Annotated in this window: 16 protein-coding genes and 1 tRNA gene; 8 read left to right on the plus strand and 9 right to left on the minus strand. The window is 52.1% G+C overall.

Going from position 1 to position 19,692, the window contains the following annotated elements; genetic code table 11:
• Positions 1-62 precede the first annotated feature (62 nt).
• Positions 63-2,285 (minus strand): NADP-dependent isocitrate dehydrogenase, encoded by a 2,223-nt coding sequence (locus HMF8227_RS08050; RefSeq protein ID WP_109341045.1) that lies wholly within the window; start codon positions 2,283-2,285, stop codon positions 63-65.
• A 152-nt stretch (positions 2,286-2,437) separates the two neighbouring features.
• On the opposite strand from HMF8227_RS08050, the gene HMF8227_RS08055 reads away from it, so the two are divergent.
• The 6 genes from HMF8227_RS08055 to HMF8227_RS08080 all read left to right on the plus strand — a co-directional run bounded on the left by HMF8227_RS08055 (position 2,438) and on the right by HMF8227_RS08080 (position 8,111).
• The gene (locus HMF8227_RS08055) at positions 2,438-3,079 is read left to right on the plus strand and encodes a pseudouridine synthase (protein WP_109339695.1); all 642 of its coding nucleotides are present in this window, start codon (positions 2,438-2,440) and stop codon (positions 3,077-3,079) included.
• Positions 3,080-3,103: 24 nt separating this feature from the next.
• Complete coding sequence (locus tag HMF8227_RS08060) at positions 3,104-3,574, plus strand: NUDIX hydrolase (RefSeq protein ID WP_109339696.1); 471 nt, start codon at positions 3,104-3,106, stop codon at positions 3,572-3,574.
• A 102-nt stretch (positions 3,575-3,676) separates the two neighbouring features.
• Positions 3,677-4,786, plus strand: a complete 1,110-nt coding sequence (gene mnmA / locus HMF8227_RS08065) for a tRNA 2-thiouridine(34) synthase MnmA (protein WP_109339697.1) — start codon at positions 3,677-3,679, stop codon at positions 4,784-4,786.
• Entirely contained in the window at positions 4,779-5,417 is a 639-nt protein-coding gene (gene hflD / locus HMF8227_RS08070; RefSeq protein ID WP_109339698.1) for a high frequency lysogenization protein HflD, read from the plus strand. The genes mnmA and hflD overlap by 8 nt, the downstream gene beginning before the upstream one ends.
• A 10-nt stretch (positions 5,418-5,427) precedes the next feature.
• Positions 5,428-6,801 (plus strand): adenylosuccinate lyase, encoded by a 1,374-nt coding sequence (purB, locus tag HMF8227_RS08075; RefSeq protein WP_109339699.1) that lies wholly within the window; start codon positions 5,428-5,430, stop codon positions 6,799-6,801.
• Positions 6,802-6,875: 74 nt separating this feature from the next.
• On the plus strand, positions 6,876-8,111 hold the full coding sequence (locus HMF8227_RS08080) for an adenylate/guanylate cyclase domain-containing protein (protein WP_109339700.1): 1,236 nt from the start codon (positions 6,876-6,878) through the stop codon (positions 8,109-8,111).
• Here the strand turns inward: HMF8227_RS08080 and HMF8227_RS08085 are convergent.
• Positions 8,069-8,485 (minus strand): DUF4826 family protein, encoded by a 417-nt coding sequence (locus tag HMF8227_RS08085; RefSeq protein ID WP_109339701.1) that lies wholly within the window; start codon positions 8,483-8,485, stop codon positions 8,069-8,071. The genes HMF8227_RS08080 and HMF8227_RS08085 overlap by 43 nt on opposite strands.
• Complete coding sequence (gene ydiJ / locus HMF8227_RS08090) at positions 8,463-11,507, minus strand: D-2-hydroxyglutarate dehydrogenase YdiJ (RefSeq protein ID WP_109339702.1); 3,045 nt, start codon at positions 11,505-11,507, stop codon at positions 8,463-8,465. Before ydiJ ends, HMF8227_RS08085 begins: the two co-directional genes overlap by 23 nt.
• A gap of 145 nt (positions 11,508-11,652) precedes the next feature.
• Between ydiJ and HMF8227_RS08095 the strand changes: the two genes are divergently transcribed.
• Together HMF8227_RS08095 and HMF8227_RS08100 are read left to right on the plus strand one after the other, a co-directional pair.
• Complete coding sequence (locus tag HMF8227_RS08095) at positions 11,653-11,877, plus strand: tellurium resistance protein TerC (RefSeq protein WP_109339703.1); 225 nt, start codon at positions 11,653-11,655, stop codon at positions 11,875-11,877.
• 142 nt (positions 11,878-12,019) lie between these two features.
• Positions 12,020-12,096 (plus strand) — tRNA-Val (locus tag HMF8227_RS08100).
• A gap of 653 nt (positions 12,097-12,749) precedes the next feature.
• On the opposite strand, the gene HMF8227_RS08105 is transcribed toward HMF8227_RS08100, so the two are convergent.
• The 6 genes from HMF8227_RS08105 to HMF8227_RS08130 are packed head-to-tail and all read right to left on the minus strand — an operon-like array spanning position 12,750 to position 19,674.
• The gene (locus HMF8227_RS08105; RefSeq protein WP_109339704.1) at positions 12,750-13,796 is read right to left on the minus strand and encodes a protein-glutamate methylesterase/protein-glutamine glutaminase; all 1,047 of its coding nucleotides are present in this window, start codon (positions 13,794-13,796) and stop codon (positions 12,750-12,752) included.
• Between the two features lie 7 nt (positions 13,797-13,803).
• A complete protein-coding gene (gene cheD, locus HMF8227_RS08110) occupies positions 13,804-14,415 on the minus strand; it encodes a chemoreceptor glutamine deamidase CheD (protein ID WP_109339705.1) in 612 nt (203 codons plus the stop codon).
• Positions 14,412-15,242 (minus strand): CheR family methyltransferase, encoded by an 831-nt coding sequence (locus tag HMF8227_RS08115; protein WP_109339706.1) that lies wholly within the window; start codon positions 15,240-15,242, stop codon positions 14,412-14,414. The genes cheD and HMF8227_RS08115 overlap by 4 nt, the downstream gene beginning before the upstream one ends.
• Before the next feature lie 3 nt (positions 15,243-15,245).
• The gene (locus tag HMF8227_RS15255; protein ID WP_109339707.1) at positions 15,246-17,219 is read right to left on the minus strand and encodes a methyl-accepting chemotaxis protein; all 1,974 of its coding nucleotides are present in this window, start codon (positions 17,217-17,219) and stop codon (positions 15,246-15,248) included.
• Between the two features lie 56 nt (positions 17,220-17,275).
• A complete protein-coding gene (locus tag HMF8227_RS08125; RefSeq protein ID WP_109339708.1) occupies positions 17,276-17,773 on the minus strand; it encodes a chemotaxis protein CheW in 498 nt (165 codons plus the stop codon).
• Positions 17,770-19,674 (minus strand): chemotaxis protein CheA, encoded by a 1,905-nt coding sequence (locus tag HMF8227_RS08130; RefSeq protein WP_109339709.1) that lies wholly within the window; start codon positions 19,672-19,674, stop codon positions 17,770-17,772. The genes HMF8227_RS08125 and HMF8227_RS08130 overlap by 4 nt, the downstream gene beginning before the upstream one ends.
• Between the last annotated feature and the right edge of the window lie 18 nt (positions 19,675-19,692).

The following is a 19,692-nucleotide window of genomic DNA, read 5'->3' on the forward strand; positions in this document are numbered from 1 at the left end:
TGCTTTTTTTATGTCTGTTAGTCTCCTCAGCCATCATCGGCTGAGGAGATGCGCAACAACGCTTAGGCGATCATCGCCAATCCTTTGTTAAAGGTCTCGCTGGGGCGCATGGCGTCAAAGCCTTTGTCATCTTCTGGCTTATAGTAGCCGCCGATATCCATACTGCGACCCTGAACACCATTCAACTCATCGACGATCTTAGCTTCGTTCTCGGTTAAGAACTCCGCCACCGGCGTGAAGCGCTCTTTCAGCTCGGCGTCCTGGTCCTGATTCGCCAACTCCTGCGCCCAGTAAAGCGTCAGGTAGAAGTGACTGCCCCGGTTATCCAACTCGTTCACTTTACGCGATGGTGATTTGTTGTTTTCCAGGAAGCTGGAGGTCGCTTTATCCAGTGTATCGGCCAGTACCTGAGCCTTTTTGTTGTCATACACATTGGCCATATGCTCGAAAGAGGCCGCCAGTGCCAAAAACTCACCCAGTGAATCCCAGCGCAGGTGATTCTCTTTTAAGAACTGCTGCACATGTTTAGGCGCAGAGCCACCAGCGCCAGTTTCGAACAATCCACCACCGTTCATCAGGGGCACGATTGACAGCATCTTGGCTGAGGTACCCAACTCCAGAATCGGGAACAGATCGGTGAGGTAGTCACGCAAGACGTTACCAGTCACCGAGATGGTGTCCTTACCGGCCTTAACTCTTTCCAGTGTATGCTGCATGGCGGCTTCCGGGGCCATGATGCGGATATCCAAGCCGTCGGTGTCGTGCTCCTGCAGATAGGTATTGACCTTCTTAACCAACTCGGCGTCGTGAGCACGCTGCTCATTCAGCCAGAATACAGCCGGCATGCCGCTTAAGCGTGAGCGATTCACCGCCAGCTTCACCCAGTCACGTATAGCAACGTCTTTAACCTGGCACATACGCCAGATATCGCCCTGCTCCACATCGTGGGTAAAGATCACGTCACCAGCGCTGTTCAGCACCTGTACCTGACCCGCGGCGGGGATTTCGAAGGTTTTATCATGAGAGCCATATTCTTCGGCTTTCTGGGCCATCAGTCCCACGTTAGGCACGGTGCCCATGGTAGCGGGATCGAACGCGCCATTCTGTTTGCAGAATTCAATGGTTTGCTGATAGATACCGGCGTAACAGCGATCAGGAATCACAAACTTAGTATCCTGCACATCATTGTCTTTGTTCCACATACGGCCTGAGGTACGAATGGCCGCCGGCATGGACGCATCGATGATCACATCGCTGGGAACATGTAGGTTGGTGATGCCGCGATCCGAATCCACCATCGCCATATCCGGGCGCTCGTTGTACAGCGCATCGATATCAGCCTTGATGGCTTGCTGTTTGTCTTGCGGCAAATTGTCCAGCTTAGCGTACAGGTCGCCAATGCCGTTGTTGGGGTTAAAGTCCATGGCTTTCAGCTCGTCGGCGTACTTCTCAAGCACCTCTTTGTAAAACGCTTTGACCGCATGACCGAAGATAATGGGGTCTGAGACCTTCATCATAGTGGCTTTTAAATGCACGGAGAACAGCACGCCTTTTTGTTTGGCGTCCTCGATTTCCTGGCGCAGGAAATCCTGTAACTGAGCGGCGCTCATCTTAGTAGCGTCCACCACCTCACCAGCCAGAACCTTAACGCTGTCTTTCAGGACTTTAGTGTCGCCATCCTGAGTCTTCAGAACGATCTTCAGGCTGTCATCGCTTTCCATCGTGGTGGACAGCTCACTGCCGAAAAAGTCACCGTCGGTCATGTGCGATACATGAGACTTGGAGTCCTCTTCCCATTTACCCATAGAATGAGGGTTGTTTTTAGCGTATTGCTTCACCGAGGCTGGAGCGCGACGGTCGGAATTACCTTCACGCAGCACAGGATTGACCGCACTGCCTTTTACCGAGTCATAGCGTGTCTGAATATCTTTTTCTTCGTCGGTCTTTGGATCGAAAGGATAATCCGGCAGCTTATAGCCTTTTTGCTGCAATTCTTTGATGGCAGCCTGCAACTGAGGAATAGATGCACTGATGTTGGGTAGCTTGATGATGTTCGCTTCCGGCGTCTTCGCCAGCTCGCCCAAGTAGCCCAGATCGTCAGAGGTACGCTGCTCGTCGGTCAAATAGTCGGGGAATACCGCCAGAATACGGCCCGCCAGTGAAATATCACGACTTTCGACGTCTACGCCAGCACTCTTGCTGAATGCTTCCACCACAGGTAGAAAAGAATAGGTCGCCAGTGCAGGCGCCTCATCGGTCTTGGTATAGATAATTTTTGAACTCATGGAATTCCCTAGTTTGGTTAAGGCAAATACGAATGCATAAAAGTTTGGGATGCCTGGGGCAATTATCAAGTCTGCAAACATACCAATACCGGCGCCATATTACAAAGCACACGACTTTGTTACTATCATCCCATTAACTGTAATAACGACAGATGGAGTTGGTTTTGCCTGCCCCACACCGACGATCCAATAAATCCTCAGGCCCCCACAGACCGTACCGGTCAGCAAAGCGCAATTCACACGGGGCCTCACATCAGCCTAAGAAGATTGTGCTGTTTAACAAACCCTTCGACGTTTTAACCCAGTTCACCGACGGTCAGGGCCGGCGAACGCTGAAGGACTTTATTCCCATTGAAGGGATTTACGCCGCCGGACGTTTGGACAAAGACAGCGAAGGCCTGCTGGTGCTGACCAACGACGGAAAACTGCAGCACAAGCTCGCCAACCCTAAACATAAAACCTCCAAGACTTATTGGGTGCAGGTGGAAGGCGCGCCAGATGAAGCAGATCTGGAGCGACTCAGAAAAGGCGTTGAGCTTAAAGATGGCCTGACCAAACCGGCCAAGGTCGAGATCATGGCCGAGCCCGAGCTCTGGCCTCGCCAGCCGCCTGTGCGTTACCGAAAGACCGTGCCGACCACCTGGCTGAGCATCACTCTTACAGAAGGTCGCAATCGGCAGGTACGGCGAATGACGGCCGCCATTGGGCATCCCACCCTGCGTCTGGTGCGCTATCGAATTGGTCAGTGGACCATTGACGGTATCGACAACGGCGACTATTTGTTATTGAAGTAATGGATTTTTTAACAGGACGTCTCCATGGTCAGGCCTCATATTACTGTTGCCACCGTTGTGGAAGCACAGCGGCGTTTCTTACTCGTGGAAGAAAAGATTCAGGGCAAGGTGGTGTTTAACCAACCGGCAGGCCACTTAAAAACAGACGAAGACGTGGTGGATGGCGCCAAACGGGAGTTATGGGAAGAAACCGGGCTCGACTTGTCACCTCAGGCGTTAACCGGCATTTACCTGTTTGATGTGCCTCGGGAAGATCGCTCTTACTTGCGGTTTAACTTCTCCCTGGCTTTGGACGAGCCCGTGGGCACGGCCCCCAGAGATCCCAGCATCATTCGGTGCCACTGGCTGAGCTTAGAACAAATTCGTGAACTGGATGAAGAGAGAAAATTACGCAGCCCACTAGTACTTAGCAGTATTGTCGATTATCTGAAGGGTCACGAATACCCGCTATCCATTCTCCATCGTTTTCTCCCCGCTACTGAACCGTCGTTGTAGGCGACAATTGTCAGGCAAAAAATACCCTATGCCAAAATTGGCCAGACTCTGCTAAAATTCGCGCTCCTTTTTTACAGCATACAGTGGTACTACACTTCCCCTATGGCAGACAACAGTGCGATCAAAGTCATTGTCGGCATGTCCGGCGGCGTCGACTCCTCGGTCTCGGCTTACTTGCTTCAACAGCAGGGTTATGACGTCGAAGGCCTGTTTATGAAAAACTGGGAAGAAGACGATAACGATGAATACTGCGCCGCCGCCGAAGACTTGAAAGACGCTCAGGCTGTGGCTGATAAGCTCGGTATTAAGCTGCGCACCATCAATTTTGCCGCCGAGTACTGGGATAATGTGTTTGAATATTTTCTGGCCGAATATAAGGCTGGCCGCACTCCCAACCCGGATATCATGTGCAACAAGGAAATCAAGTTTAAGGCCTTCTTAGAGTTTGCGGTTGAAGATCTGGGTGCCGACTATATCGCCACGGGGCACTATGTTCGCCGACGTTCTCAGGATGGTCAGTGGCAATTGTTGCGAGGTTTAGACGACAACAAAGATCAGAGCTATTTCCTCTATGGCATTAGTGAACACCAGGTAGCCCAAACATTATTCCCACTTGGTGAACTGGAAAAACCCGAAGTTCGTGCCATTGCCGAACAGCAGGGTCTGATCACTCACGATAAGAAAGACAGCACCGGCATCTGTTTTATTGGCGAGCGCAAGTTTAAGGACTTCTTAAGCCAATACCTGCCTGCCCAGCCAGGCAACATTGAAACGCCGGAAGGGGAAGTGATTGGTCGCCATGACGGCCTGATGTACCACACACTGGGTCAACGTAAAGGCCTGCACATCGGTGGACTGCAAGACTATGGCGATGATCCCTGGTATGTCGTGGCAAAAGACACCGAACGTAACGTGTTGATTGCCGCTCAGGGCAGCGACCATCCCCTGCTCTATTCCGATGGCCTGATCGCCAACCAGTTAGACTGGGTGGATCGCAAAGGCCCCACGGACGAAATTCGCTGTGTGGTAAAAACCCGCTACCGTCAGCACGACATCCCGTGTCGAGTCGTCCCTCAGGACAGTGGCTGTGTGCACGTCCATTTCGACCAACCACAAAAGGCCGTTACTCCGGGTCAATCGGCGGTGTTCTATCAGGACGACGTTTGTCTGGGTGGCGGCATTATCGAACAATATCTGCGTAATCATGACTGAATATAATCGAGACCAATGCCTGGCATTGGCGGGCGTCTGTCAGGCAGCCGCCCTGACTCAGGCGTTTGCCCGCAAAGGGGACGCCGATGAAGCGGCCCTGACAGGCAGCATGAAGAGTATTATAGAGACCGACCCCAGCGATACCGAGTCGGTGTTCGGCGGTATCAGAGGCTTGCATTTAGGGCTGAAGGTACTGGAAAACCAGCTCAGTGACCGTCAGGCCGGTAAGGATGCCGAGCTGACCAAGTATGTTGCCAGCCTGCTGAGCCTGGAACGCAAGCTCAGTCGTCAGTCCAAAGTGATGCAGGCGCTGGGCCAGCGCATTGAGCAGCTTAAACGCCAACAGACGCTTTACGAGTTGCTCGATGAAACCTATCTGGCTAATTTTGCCAGTGTGTATTCCGATGTCATCAGCCCCGCTGGTCCAAAGATCCAGGTTGGCGGCTCCCAGCCTTTACTGAAAAAGCCCAACATTCAGAATCGAATCCGAGCGTCACTGTTGGCCGGGATTCGTGCCGCGGTATTGTGGCGGCAGCTGGGTGGCAAACGCCGCCAAATCCTGTTTCACCGACGTAAAATACATGCCTGTGCTGCTCAGGCGCTTAACCAGATCCCAAGATCCATAGATTAGGAGTCCTCCCATGGAACTAAGTGCATTAACCGCTCTGTGTCCGGTTGATGGCCGATACGGCAATAAGACCATCGAACTGCGGCCCGTTTTCAGCGAATATGGCCTGATTAAATACCGCGTTCAGGTGGAAGTACGTTGGTTACAGATGTTGGCCAGCATTCACCAAATCGGCGAAGTGCCGGCGTTTAGCCAAGCTGCCAATGAACGTCTGAACGCTATCGTGGACAACTTCAGCGAAGCCGATGCCGAACGCATTAAAAACATCGAAGCCACCACCAACCACGATGTCAAAGCGGTCGAGTATTTCTTAAAAGAACAAGTTGCCAATAACGACGAGCTCAACAACGTCACTGAGTTTATTCACTTCGCCTGCACCTCAGAAGACATTAACAACCTGTCTCATGGTCTGATGCTCAAAGAAGCTCGTGAGCAGGTCATCCTGCCCTACTGTGATAAGATTATTGCCGCCATCCGTAAGCTGGCCGAGCAGTTTAAGGCCGTACCGATGATGGCCCGCACTCATGGGCAACCTGCCTCCCCCACCACCATGGGCAAGGAAATGGCCAATGTGATGGTCCGCCTGCAGCGTCAGCGCGATCAGATCGCCGCGGTAGAACTGTTGGGCAAGCTCAATGGTGCGGTAGGCAATTACAATGCGCACCTGTCGGCGTATCCTGAACTGGACTGGCCTGCTATTTCCGAACAGTTTGTGACCTCGCTGGGCATCAGCTGGAATCCCTACACCACTCAGATAGAACCGCATGACTATATTGCTGAGCTATTCGATGCGGTGGCTCGTTTTAATACCATCCTGATCGACTTTGACCGCGATATCTGGGGCTATATCGCTCTGGGCCACTTTAAACAGAAGACCGTGGCGGGTGAAATCGGTTCTTCGACTATGCCACACAAGGTTAACCCCATCGACTTTGAGAACTCCGAGGGTAATCTGGGTATCGCCAATGCTATCTTCGATCATCTGGCGGCCAAGCTGCCTATCTCACGCTGGCAGCGCGATCTGACAGACTCAACGGTATTGCGAAATCTGGGTGTGGGCATGGGCTACTCCCTGATCGCCTATCAGGCGAGCCTCAAAGGCATCAGCAAGTTAGAAGTGAACGAGCAGAGCCTGTTGGATGAGCTGAACAGTAACTGGGAACTGCTGGCCGAGCCGATTCAGACCGTGATGCGCCGCTATGGCATCGAGAAGCCCTACGAGAAACTCAAAGAGCTGACTCGTGGTAAACGGGTTGACCAAAAGGGCATGCAAGAGTTTATCGACAGCCTGGAGCTGCCAGAAGCAGCTAAGGATGAATTAAAACAACTGACTCCGGCCAACTATATTGGCCGCGCTATTCAGTTAACTGAACAACTGCTTGCCTGATTCACTGTTCCATTGCTCCCCGGATTGTCTGATCTATACTCAGACTCCGGGGTCGCAATCAGGGACAGATTACCATGGCGCGATTCAGCCTGTGGCTTAACGCTGGCGTCAAACCGAATCATTCCAGCAACGCCAGTCATATTCGGCTAAGCAATATCATAGCCCTCCTCTTCGCTATCTTGCTCGTATTACAATTGGGCCTTTGCCTGCATTTTTGGTCTGAAGGCGGCCATAGACAGGCAGTGCTGATCGTATTGTACGCCTCGCTTTGTACTGCTATCCCGCTACTCAATCACTACCTCAGGCCCTTTTACGGACGTTGGGCACTGATCCTGCTATTTATCACTTATATACTGCAGACCAGCGGCCACCTGGGGCGATTGAGCCACAGTCACGATTTTTTGTTAATGGGTCTGTTTTTGTGCCCGTTTCTGTTTTCTGGCCAGCAACGGCTGGAAATCGCCTTAGCACTGCTACTTCTCACCGCAAGCTATGCCGCTGTTGAACTTAGCCCGTCAACAGTATTCAGCGCTCAGACATCCATTGATTACCAGCAAACGGTCGCCGGGTTGAACCGCATCAGCTTTGCGCTGGCAGCGCTGTTAGCCGCCTATCTGATCCACCAGGATCACCACAAAAGTTGGCAGAGACTGGCCTTTGAGCAGCAACGTTCGGAAAGTCTGTTATTGAGTATCCTGCCCAAACCCATTGCCAGGCGTTTGCAGACATCTCGCCAGCCAGTGGCCGACTATTTTGATAACGCAACCGTACTGTTCACCGATATCGAAGGCTTCAGTGAAATCAGCAAGACCCGCGCACCGACGGAATTAGTCGATTATCTAAACACTATCTACAGCGCTTTCGATCACCTGTTAGAACAACACGGGCTGGAGAAAATCAAGACGAATGGCGATGAGTATATGGCCGTTTCAGGTGTGCCGGTGCCGAATGATGATCATGCACAACGCTGCTGCCGCTGTGCCATCGCCATGCTGGACACCTATAACGACATCACTCACCGTTATGGGCTGGCAAACGGTCTGCGTATCGGCATTAATAGTGGCGAATTAGTGGCCGGAATCATTGGTAAATACAGATTCAGCTACGATATTTGGGGAGATAACGTGAACCTGGCTTCCCGCATGGAAAGCCAGGGTGTCAGTCAGCAGATTCAGGTATCTGAAGCCACCTATAGGCTGTGCAAAGACCAGTTCAGCTTTATCGACAAGGGTCAGATCCACGTAAAGGGCATGGGCCGACAACGGGTTTATTGGTTAGACCAAAACTCCTCGCGGCTCGCCAGCGCATAGAGGTTTTCTGCCTTGGTTTCCAGTATCTGGGCAAAACGCTCCTGTTCTTCGGTGGGCGACTCCATGCCTCGAAGGTTTGACGCCTTCATCTGCCAGTTCAGGGAAAAGTGCTTGATGGCGGCACGAGCATCTTCGGCGGCCGACTCGGTAACCACATCCGCAGGCAGATCGCCACCAATGACCCAGTACCCCTGTTTCTTGTTATCTTTGAGCTTCCATACCGCCACCAAAGGTGGCAGATAGCGGCTTTCTTCCGCCACCACCGAATCCACTAAAATACCCTGCTCAGCCAAAAATTTATTGGCATTTTGAAACTGTTCACGAACCCACTGACTGATTTCTTCCTGGGTCTTAGGCTGGGTTTGTTCTGTCATCTTTTGCTTCCTGTAGTAGTTGTAATAATGCTTGAATGGGGTGCTTAGGCTTAAAGCTGGCAAACCGCTGTACCTGACTGCGGCACGAGTAACCGGTAGCCAATACCTGATCGGGGTTACAGTCGGCAAGCTTAGGTTGCCAACCTAACTCAAACAATCCCCGGGACTGATCGAGGTGACTGGCCTCATGGCCATAGGTACCAGCCATACCACAACAGCCCACAGATATCGGGGTTAACTGAGCCCCCAGCTTCGAGAAGACCTGCTGCCATTGCTTTTCGCTGGCGGGCAACGCCGTTTTTTCCGTACAGTGAGCAAAGAGCGCAAACTCTTTGTCCTTAACGCTCAGCTCTGGCAATTCAACGCCTTGAAGCCATTCATGCGCCAATAGTACCTGAAAATCACCGCGCTGCTCACCTAGTACCTGCTGGTATTCATCGCGGTAACAGAGTACCAAGGAGGCATCCATGCCGATCATGGGTATCTTTAAGTGATGTACCTGGTTTAGGAACTCCGCCGCCGTCTTGGCGGTATCGGCAAACTGACGTAAGAAACCTTTCACGTGCTGAGGTTTACCATTAGGCACAAAAGGTAAGACCACCGGCTGATAACCCAGTCGCTCAACCAGGCTGGCGAAATCGGCCACCAGTTGAGCCTCGTAAAAGCTGGTAAAAGGGTCCTGCACGATCAGTACATGCTTCTGTCGCTGTTCATCCGGTAGCTGCTGTAACTGCGCCAGATCGAATTCAGGCAGGTTACGGGTATGATCGGCCAATGTGGGCGTCGATAACACCGGCGTATCTACATAACCCAACACTTTTTTGAGCAGCCAGCGACTCGGCGGTAGCTGGGTAAAGGTATTAACCAATCGCGGCATCTTCGCTAGTCTGGGGGCCATTTTCTCAATATTGGCCACCATATAGTCCTTTAGCGGCCTGGCATAGCGCTGGTAATACAGATTCAAAAAACGCGCCCGAAACGAGGGAACATCCACGTTTACCGGACACTGGCTGGCACAGGCCTTACAGGCCAGACAACCATCCATGACCTCCCTCACCTCATGAGAAAAATCGGCGTCATTGGCCGACGCGCGGCTATTGCGCCAGCGTTGCCACCAGGAGGGCATGGCCTGCTTCTCCAGCGCATCCGGGTCCAGGTTCTGCCCACTGAGCAGTCTCAGCCACTCTCGCACCATGCCTGCCCGGCCTTTGGGACTATGTCTTCGGTCACCGGTGATTTTAAATGAAGGGCACATGGGCGAAGCAGCATCATAGTTAAAGCACAGGCCATTGCCGTTGCAGTCCATGGCAGGTCGGTAGCTGTCTCTGACCGCAATGGGAATTTGCTTATCAAAGTGCGCCCGCTTGGTATCACTGACCTTCACCAATTCGGCCTCACTGCCATAAGGAGTACAGATCTTCCCTGGGTTCATCTGGTTATGGGGATCAAAGACGGCCTTGATCTTACGCAGCTCGGTAAACAGTTCCTCACCGAAAAACTCCGGCCCATATTCGCTGCGATACCCCTTGCCGTGCTCACCCCACATCAGTCCACCGTATTTGGCGACCAGCGCCACCACTTCGTCGGAAATGCTGTGCATCAGCGCTTCCTGCTCAGGATCGCACAGGTCCAGCGCCGGGCGAACGTGCAAGACTCCAGCATCCACGTGACCAAACATGCCGTAATTCAGCCCCTTGCTGTCCAGCAAAGCGCGAAATTCCATAATAAAGTCAGCCAGATTCTCCGGCGGCACCGCCGTATCCTCAGCAAAGGCAAGCGGTTTCTGGCGACCCTTGGTTTTGCCTAACAGGCCAACGGCTTTCTTACGCATGGCGTAAATCTTACCGATTTCGGCGCTCTCATAGGTTATCTGATAGCCGATAACACCGTTTTTCTGCTGTTTGATATCAGCATCCAGTCGCTGTTTCAGCTCGGTGATTTTGTCATCCATATCGGCCTGTTCGCTGGCGTTATATTCCACCATATTCAGGCCTTGCAGCTCCTTGCCGGGAACATCCTGAATCAGGTCACTGACCTCATGCCAGATGATGTCTTCGCGAGCCAGATTCAAAACTTTAGAGTCCACCGTCTCCACCGAGGTGGCTCTGGCCTCAACCATCTGTGGCGCATGACGCAGCGCAGACTCGAACGAATCGTATTTAACATTCGCCAGGGCTTTGCAGCGCGCGATGGGCGTTACGTTGAGCTTCGCTTCGGCCACAAAAGCCAGCGACCCTTCCGAGCCCGTGATCACCCGACTTAAGTCAAACTGACTCAGATCGTCATTAAACACATGCTCCAGGTCATAGCCGGTAAGAAAACGATTCATGCGTGGGAACTTGGCCAGGATCTGCTCACGCTTATCCCGACAGCTGGTCAGCACCTGCTGATAAATGGACCGCTCCGGGAGTTGTTCACCCTGGGTTTCCACCGTCTCTGTAGCCATAGGCTGAGTGTCCAGAACTCGGCCATCGGCCAATACCGAACGCAGCGCCAGTACATGATCGCTGGTTTTGCCGTACACCAGAGACCCTTGTCCCGAGGCATCGGTATTGATCATCCCGCCAATTGTGGCGCGGTTACTGGTGGACAAGTCAGGTGCAAAAAAGTAGCCGTATGGCTTTAAGAAGGCATTCAACTGGTCTTTTACCACACCGGCTTGCACTCTTACCCAGCCTTCCTGCTGATTAAACTCCAGGATTTTGTTCATGTGCCGGGATAGATCAACCACGATACCACTGGTCAACGATTGACCATTGGTACCGGTGCCACCGCCCCGGGCCGAAAAGCTGACCTTGGGATAAACCTTGCCAAGCCGACCGATAAGGCAGAGATCCTTAACATCTTTAGGATGAATCACCGCCTGCGGCAGACGCTGATAGACCGAGTTATCCGTCGCCACTGCCAGGCGATTGGAGTACCCGGTTTCGATATCACCCTGAAACCCCTGCTCAGCGAGCTGGGTAAGGTAATCTTTAAAGTGCTGCTGTAAAGCGGCGTCACTGTGGATTCGCGGTAACATGGGCAAACTGTTCTGAAAATTTTCGCCTAGTATACAAGGCTGCCCGTGGCCTTCCCAGCCTGGCGGACATGCTCTGTAACACTTTTACACAATAAGACAGGCTGAAATGATTTATAACAAAAGGTATCAGGTTGCAGGAGATATTATGAAACGAACCTTTAAACTCGGCTTGGGCGCAGTCCTGTTCATCTTGGGGACGGTATTTTTCTTTATCCCGGGTACTATTCTGTTACAAGTCATCGGGCTTTTTCTGCTGGCATCGGAATGGTCACCGGCCAGGCGCTTTTTGAAAATGGGGCAAAAAGCCATGAGTCGCAGCGCCCGAAGGCTGGATTCCGCCCTGCTGAAACGTAAGCTGCGAGCCCGCTAAGTCCAGAGTCCCGTGAATATGTCGATAAAATCGACAATCGATAACCGTGACTTTAAAAACGGCTTGCACGGGTCGGGCAGTGTCGATATGATACGCGCCGATTTGGACGCTTCCGGTGTCGAAGTCGCTAGCAATATTCAGTGCGTTCGTAGCTCAGTTGGTTAGAGCACCACCTTGACATGGTGGGGGTCGGTAGTTCGAATCTACTCGAACGCACCATTTCTCTTACATTAATTCACTTTGGTTTCGAATCAGATTGGTGCCAACACCACCGCTCTCTTATGACCCAGTCCAATGGTCGGCCAGTACGAATCAATTCCGGCGCATCATTTCTCTTACATTAATTCACTTTGGTTTCGAATCAGATTGGTGCCAGCACCACCACTCTCTTATGGCCCGGTCCAATGGTCGCCAGTACGAATCAATTCCGGCGCATCATTTCCCTTAAATTAATTTCCCTGGTTTCGAGTCAGGTTGGTGCCAGCACCACCGCTCTCTTATGACCCGGTCCAATGGTCGGCCAGTACGAATCAATTCCGGCGCACCATTTCTCTTAAATTAATTTCCTTTGGTTTCGAATCAGATTGGTGCCAACACCACCGCTCTCTTATGACCCGGTCCAATGGTCGGCCAGTACGAATCAATTCCGGCGCATCATTTCTCTTACATTAATTCCCTTTGGTTTCGAATCAGATTGGTGCCAGCACCACCACTCTCTTATGGCCCGGTCCAATGGTCGCCAGTACGAATCAATTCCGGCGCATCATTTCCCTTACATTAATTTCCTTTGGTTTCGAGTCAGGTTGGTGACAGCAACACAGTGCTCTGTAACCATGTCTAAGGGGTCAAAAAACCTTCTAATCAAGCGCCTTTTATATTCGGACCGAGCGGCCCATCTGGGAGACCGTGGTCGCCAGCCAGGCTGGCACATTTTCCAGCGATAACTGCAGTTCGGCCCCTTTGTTTAGCCAGGCTTCTTTGGGCATACCATAAATCAGCGAGCTTTTCTCATCCTGAGCGGCAGTGCGCCCGCCTGCTTCACGTATGGCCCTGAGCCCTGCGGCCCCATCCCGGCCCATGCCGGTTAGAATGACAGCGGCGGTATTCGCACCGGCTGCGTCCGCCAGTGAGAAAAACAGCTTATCGACTGAGGGCTTATGACTGCTCATACGCTCGGAGTCCTCTAACTCGATTTGGTAATTGGCGCCGCTACGCTTCACCACCATATGAATGCCACCCGGCGCAATATAGGCGTGGCCGGGTAATAAGCGCTCGCCGTGTCGGGCTTCAGAGACGGCCATGGCCGAGTTCAGGTTCAGTCGCTCAGCAAAGGAGTGGGTAAAGCCTGCAGGCATATGCTGCGTGATCACCACAGCCGGAGAGTCAGCAGGCATCATACTCAGCACCGCATGGATGGCTTCAGTGCCTCCGGTCGACGCGCCAATACCGATCAGCTTCTCGGTGGTACTGAACTTAACCAGCGCTTTCGCCTGAGTGGGTATGTACGCTCTCGCACTGACATGGGCCTGAGCCACGGCGCGTATTTTACTGACAATGAGTTCACGATAGGCTTCCATACCGGCAACAACCCCAATTTTAGGCTTGGCGATAAAATCCACCGCCCCTAACTCCAAGGCTTTGAGAGTCACTTCGGCGCCCTCTTCGGTGAGGGTTGAAACCATTAATACCGGCGTTGGCTTAGCCTTCATCAGCTTGTCCAGAAACGTCAGTCCATCGACCTTTGGCATCTCCACATCCAGTGTGATCACATCGGGACTCAGAGCCCTGACCATATCCCTGGCAACATAAGCATCAGGTGCCGTTCCTACCAGGTTCAGGTCCGGGGTTTGATTGATGATCTCACTCAAGATTCGGCGAATCAGAGCCGAATCATCCACCACCAACACATTGATACTCATAGGGCTCCTAAAATAAGTCCACCTCACCACCCTGAGGGGCCTTGCGAATGTTCAACCGATATTCGCTTTCGCGCTCAATAATAGTGGCATTGTGCAACGACTTAATCTTTTTCACCAGCACCTTACCGTCTTTAGGGAAAAAGTAGACCTTTCGGGGGTACTGCTGCAATAAGTCGCTGGCCACAATGGGAATCTGCTCGTTACCCAAAAAGTCCAGCGTGAAATCCACATTACGTTGCCCCACGTTAGTCACCGTCACCCCCCTTAGCACATTACCGCCACCAAAGACCTTAGCTTCCAGCCGGTCTCGTTTGGCGCCGAGCTTTAAAAGATGATTAATCAGCAGCTCCATCGCGTAGCTGCCGTAGCGGGCAGAGGCAGATATTATACTGTCAGTGTCGTTGGTTTCCGGCAATAGAAAATGGTTCATACCGGCCACCCCCAATACAGGATCTCTCAGACACACAGACACACAAGAACCCAACACGGTAACAATCAGAGTTTGCGGATCGTGGGTAACGTAAAACTCCCCGGGCAGAATTTTAACCGCAGACATACTGAAGTGACGATCATAATAACGCGTTGGCGCAAGGTGCGGGTCCTGAAATTCCGCGCTCATAAGGGGGCCCTCCCTGCTCGGCTTGGATAGTACACCGTATTCCCCATCGACTTGACGACGTCCTTGGCACCGCTAAAGTTTTCCGAGTGGCCGGCAACATAGATGCCGGTATCTTTGAGTAGCAACACCAGCTTCTGCAGAACCCTAAGCTGTGTCGAACGGTCGAAGTAAATCATTACATTACGGCAAAATATAATGTCCATTTGCCCTTGAATCGGCCACTGGGCGTCCAGCAAGTTGATGCGCTGAAACTCTACCATCTTGCGTAATTCAGGCACGACCCTGACTTTACCCGCGTTAGCTCCTGTTCCCTTGTGGAAAAATTGCTTTTTCAGCGTGTCGGATAAATTGCCAATACGATCCAGGTTGTAAATACCGGCTTGTGCAGCATTTAAAACCCCACTATCAATATCCGAGGCGATGATCTCAATAGGCACGTCGAACCGCCCAAACGTCTGGGCGACGGTCATGGCAATGGAGTATGGCTCTTCCCCCGTACTGGCAGCTACACACCAGATGCGCTTTGTCCCTGGGTAATGCCGTAAATACTGAGCCAACACCTCAAAATGATGAGGCTCCCTGAAAAACGAGGTCAGATTAGTGGTCAGAGCGTTGATAAAATGCTCCGCTTCGGACTGGTCCTGCTCCAGGTAATCCAGATAGTCCTCAAAACGACGCAGTTTCAACAGGCGAAGCCTTCGACTCAAGCGGCTATAGACCATTGAGTCTTTTGAGTCCGCCAACCGGATCCCGGTTAACGTGTAGAGCGTTTGCCTGACGCTATTAAAATCCTGTGAGCGGTACTCAAACTCTCTTCCTGCGCTCATAGGTTAAAACTCTTCCCACTCATCCTCGCTCGGTGTTGTCGGAATGTGAGCCCGTCCTTGCAGCTGCGGCTGACCACTGCCATTGGTTTTAGCCGGAGCAGCCACTGGCACCGGAGCCACCGCGGCAGGTTGGTTATCCAGTTTAAAGGTCATCACCCGACGGGTCATTTGTTCAGCCTGGCCTTGCAGAGACTCTGCCGACGCGGCAGACTGCTCGACCAAGGCCGCATTTTGCTGGGTCATCTCGTCCATCTGGGTAACCGCTTTGGTTACTTCCTCAATTCCCGAAGACTGCTGTACCGACGCAGCAGCAATTTCAGACATAAGGTCGCTGACCCGTTGAATGGAGTCCACCACTTCTTTCATTGTCTCACCGGACTGGTTAACCAAATTATTCCCGTTCTCAATTTTCTCAACCGAGTCATTGATAAGACCTTTGATGTCTTTGGCTGCGTCGGCAGAACGCTGGGCCAGACTCCGCACTTCCGATGCCACTACGGCAAACCCGCGCCCCTGATCCCCTGCTCGCGCTGCCTCAACGGCGGCGTTCAATGCCAGGATGTTGGTCTGGAATGCAATACCATCGATTACACCGATGATGTCCGAAATTTTGCGCGCTGATTCATTAATAGCGGCCATGGTGGTCACCACTTCCTGGATCAGTTTCCCTCCGTCTTCGGCGACTTTGGTAGATTGAGTGGACAGGGAATTGGCCTGCTTAGAATTGTCGGCATTTTGCTGCACCGTGCCCGTGAGTTCCTCCATGCTGGAAGCCGTTTCTTCCAGACTCGATGCCTGTTGCTCGGTACGGCTGGATAAATCCGTATTGCCTTGGGCAATCTCTGTAGCGGCCGTAGTTATGGTGTCGGCACTGCTGCGGATTTCACCAATCATCTCAGTAAGATTGTCCACGGTGCGATTGCAATACTGTTTCAGCTTATCAAACTGTCCCTGATACTCCTTATCAATGTGTTGCGTCAGGTCCCCTTCAGAAACGGCCAGCATCACCCGGGCCACATCATCCAGCCCTTTCTCGGCGGTATCTGTGAGCTCATTCAGGTTCTTTGCCAGCATGAGCTCGAAACCGTCTTTATCTTCCTCATCCACACGCTGAGAAAAGTCCCCCGCTGCCGCCGCTTTAACTACCTTACCGATCTCCTTCTCAGCATTGACTTCGGTGGTGCGATCTTCGATCTCCAGCACCATACCAATGCGTTCATTGTCGTCATTCATGATAGAATTTACCGTCAGCGCTAAAGTGCGACGGCCCAGCCTGACGTCTAATTCCTGAGTCTGATCCGATGAGAGCTGCACAGCATCACTGACTCCCATCGCTCCTATTAAGCTCGCCAGACTCATCCCTTTAAGCTTATCGGCCGAAAAGCCTGATTCCCGTTTGATGAGCTCCGCCTCATTACGTTTTAACATTCTCTCCGTGGCCGAATTAACATAGACGACCTGATTGTCATCATCGGCGATGAGTGTACCGGTTTGAACATTGTCCAGAGCCTGCCTGATTCGACGGCTCTCTCTTGCCGTTCGACGTTCGCGCTCTCTTGAGGCCATCTCTTTGGTCTGATCTTCCCACTCTACCACCGTGCCAATGCGCTGATGGTTACTGTCGAACATGGGGTTGGCCGTCAAAGAGAAGTTCAACTCACCAATCTTGAGCTGCGTTTGATAGGTATCGGTCAGGTTATTAATCAACCCTCGCTGATGAGCCGGCTGCTTGTGAAAATCATCCACACACCGACCGATCAGCGTATCAACGGAAAAAGAGGGAATGTGCTGCCTCAATACCGACTCATTCTTAGTCAACATATCTTTGAGCGACTGATTGATGTATGTGATAACCATATTATTGTCCGCGATCATCACATTGGCCTGGCACACATCCAGCGCTGAGCGCATCGCATTCGCCTGGTCCAGTTGTTTCGTTACTTCCTTACTGCCAAAAATATCCTGTAGCACACCCATTTGCTTCCTCCTCACCAATTTCGATGTGTCGCTATAACCTTCAGATGCGGCCGTGATTAAACTTCCGTCGCTCTGACTTTATCCACAATGCCCAGTTCGTCACTGGTAATCAGAGCCTCAATGTCCACCAGAATCACCATTTTGTCGTCCAGCGGCGCCAGACCGTCTAAATACCGACTATCAAAGGCAACCCCAAACTCCGGCGCCGGGCGAATGTCTTCGTCTTCCAGTTTGACCACGTCCGACACCGCATCGACAACAATGCCCACAATGCGATCAGCAACGGTAACCATAATAACGATGGTAAATTCGGTATACGTAGCCTCTCCCAGGTCAAACTTCAGTCTTAAATCCACGATAGGCACCACCTCACCGCGCAGATTTAATACCCCCTTGATAAACGGTGGAGCCTTGGCAATAGACGTCACCGGCTCATAGCCTCGAATTTCCTTCACCGCCATAATGTCCAATCCATAATGCTCCTCCCCCAATACAAAGGTCAGAAACTCTTTTTGCTGCCCGCCATTGGCGGCCAGTTCTGCCAGCTGAGTCATAGTGTCTCCTCCACAAATTGCTCAGTGCGACTTACGCCACTTGCCAAAGACTCCACATCCAGTATCAGCGCAACACTGCCATCGCCCATGATGGTCGCGCCGGCAATACCGGCTACACGGCGATAATGCTTTTCAAGACTCTTGATCACCACTTGCTGCTGACCTTGCAGTTCGTCCACAATCAAGCCAAAGCGTTTATTGGCGGACTCCACCAGCACCACAATGGACTCAGTCACCGGCAAGCAGTCAGACTGACGTTTATCCAGCAGCGAACTGCGCACATCGATAAGCGGCCAATAGACTTCCCGGCTCCACAGCAGGTGTTCTTTATTGAGGGTTCTTAGCTGGTCATCAGACGGTTGCATCGATTCGACGATATTGGTCAGCGGCACCACAAAGGTTTGTTCACCAACCGCGACGCACATCCCATCAAGAATGGCTAAGGTCAGTGGTAAATGAATATCAAACTGGCTTCCCCGCCCCTTACGAGAGCTTACTTCCACCCGGCCATTTAACGATTCAATATTACGCCGGACCACATCCATCCCCACACCCCGACCAGATACGTCGGTAACGGTTTCCGCCGTTGAAAATCCGGGCTCGAAAATGAGCGACCAAACCTGGTCGTCCGAGGGAGAATCAGGAATGGAAAGGCCACTTTCCTGCGCCTTCGCCAGAATCTTATCGCGATTCAGGCCGGCCCCATCGTCAATGATACTAAGCACGATGTTGCCGCCGGTCTGCTGCGCCTTTAATGTGAGATTACCCTGTTCTGGCTTGTCCATGGCCAGCCGCTGCTCCGGCGTCTCAATGCCATGGTCGAGACTATTGCGAACTAAGTGAGTCAGAGGATCCACTACTTTTTCAATCAGCCCCTTATCGATTTCCGTTTGCTGCCCTTCCAGGTGCAGTTCGACCTTTTTACCCATTTTTGACGTTAAGTCCCTAACCAAGCGGGGAAAACGACTGAACACAAAGGACATGGGCAGCATTCTCACGCTCATCACGGCTTCCTGGATTTCACGGGTATTGCGCTCAAGTTCTGTTAGCGCGGACTGGGTGCGATCGGCCATGGACTCGGGCACATCCTTACCGATGAGATTGAGCATAGACTGGGTAATGACCAGCTCCCCCACCAGGTTGACGAGGTTGTCTATCTTCTGAATATCGACACGTATAGAGCCGCTGTCTTTGGATTTTTGGGGCTTCAGATCCGGGCTTTGACGTTGGCGGCCCAAATTAGCTTGAGGCTTTGAACCTGGCTCTTGAGGCTGAAACAACCCATAGTCCTGACCTTCGACAGGCTCCTTTTCAAAAATCCCGTAATCGACGCCCTCCTTTAGGTTATTCTCTAACGATTGTTCTGAAGTTGTCTCTGGTGTGCCAGGCGCATCATCAAAGAAGCCAAAATCCTCCTCCTGACTTGAGTCAGTCGCAGAGGACTCGGGCAAGGGTTCGAAGAAGCCAAAACCGTCGTCTTCTGTTTTCTCAGTGGTACTTTGGTCAGGCGTGGTTTGACTTAATAGTTGCTCAAGCTGGGACTTTGCGTGGGTCACCACCTCCCAGTCAGGCTCCTGTTGCTGCTGATAGCAGTCTAACAAGTTGCCCAATTGGTCTACGGTAGATAGCAGGATATCCACGTCACTGTGCTGTAGCTCGAATTCGCCTTTACGAGCCCGGTCGAGCAGGTTCTCCATCACATGAGTAACATCGGTGAGAGCCGTGAATCCGAATATACCGCTGCCCCCTTTTATGGAGTGTGCAGCACGGAAGATACTGTTTAAGTCTTCCTTGTCGGGCTCCACCAGATCCAACTCCATGAGCAGCTGTTCCATCTGCTCCAGGTGTTCTCTGCTTTCCTCGAAAAACACTTCATTAAACTGGTTTAAATCGATGGACATCCTGGCCCTCCATTATCC

It is taken from the genome of Saliniradius amylolyticus (assembly GCF_003143555.1).
Lineage (GTDB): Bacteria > Pseudomonadota > Gammaproteobacteria > Enterobacterales > Alteromonadaceae > Saliniradius > Saliniradius amylolyticus.